Source organism: Salinivibrio sp. PR919, from assembly GCF_001995355.1.
Lineage (GTDB): Bacteria > Pseudomonadota > Gammaproteobacteria > Enterobacterales > Vibrionaceae > Salinivibrio > Salinivibrio proteolyticus.
On record NZ_MUFL01000161.1, the window covers coordinates 1 to 1,970 of the forward strand.

A 1,970-nucleotide genomic window follows, 5' to 3' on the forward strand; every position below is an offset into this window, starting at 1 on the left:
CATGAATATCACACAACATAAGAGCAAGAAGTTGCTGTTCTTTTGTTAAGTTCATTCCTCATCCTCCGCACCATCTAATACTTGCTCAAYTGCGCGTACCAACCTTTCTAATTCCTCTGCTTCATTAGGTTTTGCTACGTTAAACGGCACATTACCTCCCAATGCTTTCGCTCTGAGCAGTTCTAATGCTGCACTTGTTGCCATTTTTCTTTTGTATTCTGGCGGACAATTAGAATCGTAAGAGTACAATATATGTTCGAATGTATTATCTTTGATTACGTTACTCACTTTTTCTTCTCCTCGTTTAAATTGAGTGCCTAAATTACCATACGAAAAAGCAAAAAAATGCCGCAGCGGTCACTGCGGCAAGAGGAGAGAAATAGGGCTTACTCGTTGGCTAGCCCCTTTGTTATTGGATTGTTACGATAACAAAATCAGCGCCCTACTTTCTGCGAGTCACCACTCAAGTTACTGGATTTGAAACTAAAAAAGCTTTCGTTGTTTGCGTGCCGTCGCGCCTTTCTTGCCTGCTGCGCGTAACTTCTTACGCATCATTCCCGCCCAGCGCTTATCGTTTTTCCACTTTTTCGCCGTCGCTTGGCCGCCTTTGCGGCCTGCTTGGCGAACTGTCATTGATTTACTCGCCATACCGTACCCCCTCGATTACTCGCAAACGCTTTTCATGATCTGCGAGCGTGTTTTTCATCCAACGAATATCGACTTTTAGCGCGACCACGGTTGCAACGCTGGTCACTAAGCCTGTCACGCCGGACATGATGAAATATTGCGTTAATTCCATTTACTCCCCCGATTCCGGCCAACGGCTTTTAACACGCTTATCGTTAGCCAAAGCAGGAACAACATTAGTAAAAAATCACTATTTGCCATTCTGCGCATTTTTGTATTCGTTGCGCGCCACTTCATACGCGCCGATTAATGTAGGTACTGCCACGCCAAGCACGCCGCCAAAGTGTAGCGCGTCGTTGCTGACTGACACCGAAATCAAATCACCGTAACCGAGCACGCCAGCCGCCGCACTGCCAAGCAGTGCAAGGCCTTTCCATGTGCTGCCTTGGCTAATGTATTGTTTGAAAAATTGCGCAATCACTAGATCACCCCATTTGCTTTTAGTTGTTTAATGATGATGGTCCCTGCAACCATCGTGATAATGCCGACCACAACGCGCGCGGTTAGCTCTTTGCTTGTCATGCTAGCTGCACTCCTTTTGCTATCGTGTCTGTGTCGTAGTAGCTGGCATACTCCGCGCCATTTTCAAACGCGACCATCGCTGCGAGCACTGACACAATGTTACTTGCATCAATGACGCTATTCGGCGCTAGCCCTGCTTGCTCAGCTACGTAATTTATATATGCGTCGGTGCTGTTTTCGCTTTTTGGTGCCCAGCGGCCAATCACTCCGGCCAACGTATCAATGCCGTGTTTTTCGCGGTAATTGGCGATAATCCGCGCCGCCGCGCGGAATCCGTAAACCGGACTCGAAAAAATGGCAAAGCGGCCGTCATGGCCTACTTGGCCGTGCCAATCGTTATTTTTGGAGTATTCGATATTGAGCGGATTTTTATTGCGAATGCCGCGCTCTTTGTCACTTTCTACCGTCATTGTGTTTGTTCCTGTCTTGAGCCGCGCCAGCATCAATACAGCGGCTAACACGGCAATTATTAGCGTTGCGTTTTTCATACGCTGTTAGGGCGGTGACAGGCTTCCGCCTCCCACGGCTCACCGATTTTCATGTACTTTTGAGGTCGTGTTGCGTTGGGTTCTGTGACCATCGGCCAGTTAGTCACTTGAACTTTTGCCGCTGACATCGCCACGATGTCTTTTGCGTCCGCGATTTTTTTACCTTCGTCATCTAAAAAGAGGGCTTTTGAATAATCAAAATACACATAACCGCTTTCATAGCCGACCAGCCCCACGCCCAACCGTGGTTTAATGTATTTACCGTCTTTGAAT

The 1,970-nt window shown here is 47.6% G+C and carries 6 protein-coding genes; all 6 read right to left on the reverse strand.

Annotated elements, in window-relative coordinates; translation table 11 throughout:
- Positions 1 to 51: 51 nt before the first annotated feature.
- Entirely contained in the window at positions 52 to 288 is a 237-nt protein-coding gene (locus tag BZG83_RS16320; protein WP_077482118.1) for a hypothetical protein, read from the reverse strand.
- A 195-nt stretch (positions 289 to 483) separates the two neighbouring features.
- Complete coding sequence (locus tag BZG83_RS16840) at positions 484 to 648, reverse strand: hypothetical protein (RefSeq protein WP_158074986.1); 165 nt, start codon at positions 646 to 648, stop codon at positions 484 to 486.
- Complete coding sequence (locus BZG83_RS16845) at positions 638 to 799, reverse strand: hypothetical protein (RefSeq protein ID WP_158074987.1); 162 nt, start codon at positions 797 to 799, stop codon at positions 638 to 640. Before BZG83_RS16845 ends, BZG83_RS16840 begins: the two co-directional genes overlap by 11 nt.
- 78 nt (positions 800 to 877) lie before the next feature.
- Positions 878 to 1,108, reverse strand: coding sequence for a hypothetical protein (locus BZG83_RS16325; protein ID WP_241828307.1), 231 nt, complete (start codon positions 1,106 to 1,108; stop codon positions 878 to 880).
- 97 nt (positions 1,109 to 1,205) lie between these two features.
- Positions 1,206 to 1,619 carry a hypothetical protein gene (locus tag BZG83_RS16330; protein WP_131825116.1) on the reverse strand — a complete coding sequence of 138 codons (414 nt, stop codon included), beginning with the start codon at positions 1,617 to 1,619 and terminating at the stop codon, positions 1,206 to 1,208.
- A 74-nt stretch (positions 1,620 to 1,693) separates the two neighbouring features.
- On the reverse strand, positions 1,694 to 1,970 hold a 277-nt coding region (locus BZG83_RS16850; protein WP_158074988.1), incomplete at its 5' end, for a hypothetical protein.